General features: G+C 59.3%; 1 protein-coding gene. It reads left to right on the top strand.

All coding sequences use genetic code 11. The features are described 5' to 3' along the window. Positions 1–452 precede the first annotated feature (452 nt). On the top strand, positions 453–2,324 hold a 1,872-nt coding region (locus tag IK083_00005), incomplete at its 3' end, for a hypothetical protein (protein MBR4747939.1).

Genomic DNA, 2,324 nt, shown 5'->3' with positions numbered 1-2,324 from the left:
GGACGGCAGCGCCGACGGCAGGATCACCGTGTCGGACGTGACGCTGCTGGCGAAGTACGTGAAGGCCAAGGGCCAGGGCGTGGTCATCTACTGAGATCTTTGATCCTCGCTCCTATCCCCACGAAGGAGACGGGCCGAGCGATCCGCCCCAGCACATGTCAGACCGATACGACCAAGAGCGGCTCCCGCAAGGGAGCCGCTCTTGCGCTTTGACGCAGGCCACTATGCCGCAGCCTGAACAGAGCATGCGGGAGAACGCAGCCGCTGTCTCTGCATGAGGTCGACATCTGCGGGCTCTCTCTCCCGTCGCTCCGAGGGGAGTCGGGAACGAAAACCAAACGCTTCAAAAACTTTGACTAAATACAGTAAAAAAGTGGATGCGATCTGTCTGTGCCTATGGTATAATAAAATAAATATTTGCGGGGATCAACACCGATCAAGGAGGATACGCCATGAAGAACAGCCTGACGATGAGACTGCTCTCTCTTCTGCTCTGCCTTGCTGTGTTCCTGAGCCTGGGCTTCTCCGCTTTTGCCGAGCCGCGGACGGGAAGCGCGAAGACGGTGGAGGGACAGGGGACGATCAAGCCGGTGGATGCGCCGGAAGACGGCTCGCCTGATGGCGCTGTCTCCCCGAAGGAAGAGCCGGAGGCCGCTCCGCAGCCGAACGACCCGATGGCGGAATACGCGGTATATGTCTATATCATCGATGATACCACCGGCGCATTTCCCGAGCATGGCACAGTGAGCCTGGAGGGCGACTATCAGGCTTTCCCGTATAATACGACCTATCGCTATAAGGTCTCCCGGGGGGACACGCTGCAGGTCAGCGCCGTGCCGGATGAGGACTATGCGTTGGATACGGAGACTTTCCGTGTGACCTACAGATCCTCTGAGTTCACCAGCGTAGACAGAGATCTTCCGCTGGACGAGACGAACGCTTTCACCGTGCCCGACAGGGGCGTCTACTCCATTACGATCCATGCCACGTTCGAAAGCGTCTATGACGATCACAGCATCACTGTCAGTGTGGTCGATCTGATGGGGACGGGCAACACGGTGACCGCAGACAGAGACAGAGCCGAAGAGGGAGATCTGGTCACCGTCACGGTGCATATGAACGAGGGGACCCGTTTCGCAGTCCCGGGGCTCGAAGTGTACAAGAGCGGCGACGCCTCGACCCATGTCGAGCTGACGCAGGTGGATGAGGACACCTACACGTTCATCATGCCTGACTTTGACGTCAAGGTCCTCGCGCAGTTCGAGTTCATCGAACCCGACGTCTATACGATCAGCTTCCCGGATCTCAGTCCTGTGCTGAGGACGCTGGTCTACAGGAATGGCACGTATCAAACGGGGATCGTTTGGGACTCTGATATCCAGGGCCCCAACGGGACCGGCTGGGGCAACCCGGGCGATACCATCAAACTGGATATCCAGTCCGGCGGCGCTTACACGGTCACCGGCGTTGTACTGCACTACACGCTGGACGGCCAGGACCAGGAGGAGACGCTGGAGATCACACCGGATATCAACGGGATCTCTGGAATCCAAACGAGCTTCGTCATGCCGGCCGCGGACGTCAGCGTAGAACTGATCCTGACGCCGTTCTATCGGGTGTTTCTGAGCTGCAATTGGCTTGGCGATGCTCAACTCAGCGCACGCGAGGCCTTTGCCGGGCAGGAGATCACGCTGACCGCCGTGATCACCGATCCGCGCTACGACGTGCTCACCTGGACTTCCGTGATCTTTGGCAGCGAGCAGATCGTCCCGTACACGGTGGAGAAGATCGACGAACAGACTTACGTTCTGAAGATCGTGATGCCGGCGAATGCGGTCACGCTTGGCGTGGAGTTCACCATGGAGCCGATCCCCTATCTGTCCCGCACCTGGAACGGGTCCGCGATCGTAGAGAAGCAGGAGGTCTGCAAACTATACAACAAGGTCACCGAGAGCAGCGCAAGCTACTATACCTTGACCGACGAAGAATACGACGGCTGGTGGATCCTGGACCGGGACGTCTTTCTCGGAAGTATTACCACCCTGAAGATCCAGGGCGACGTCAAGCTCCTCCTCTGCGACGGGGCGACGCTGAGTGCCGGCGACGGCATCTATATCGTCGACGGCAGCACGCTCACGATCTGCGGTCAGGCCAATGACAGCGGAAAGATCTATGCGCATCCGCCCGGTGGGGCCGGGATCGGCGGCATGGAGGATACGATCGGCGGCCATCTGATCGTCCAGGGCGGCACGATCGACACAAAGGGCAGTACCAACGCCGCGGGCATCGGCGGAGGCAACGAGAACAGCGGCATCCGCTCCGTC

This window comes from Abditibacteriota bacterium (assembly GCA_017552965.1).
GTDB lineage: Bacteria > Armatimonadota > UBA5829 > UBA5829 > UBA5829 > RGIG7931.
The sequence above is the reverse complement of the archived record's forward strand: the minus strand, read 5'-3'. Positions and strand labels throughout refer to the sequence as shown.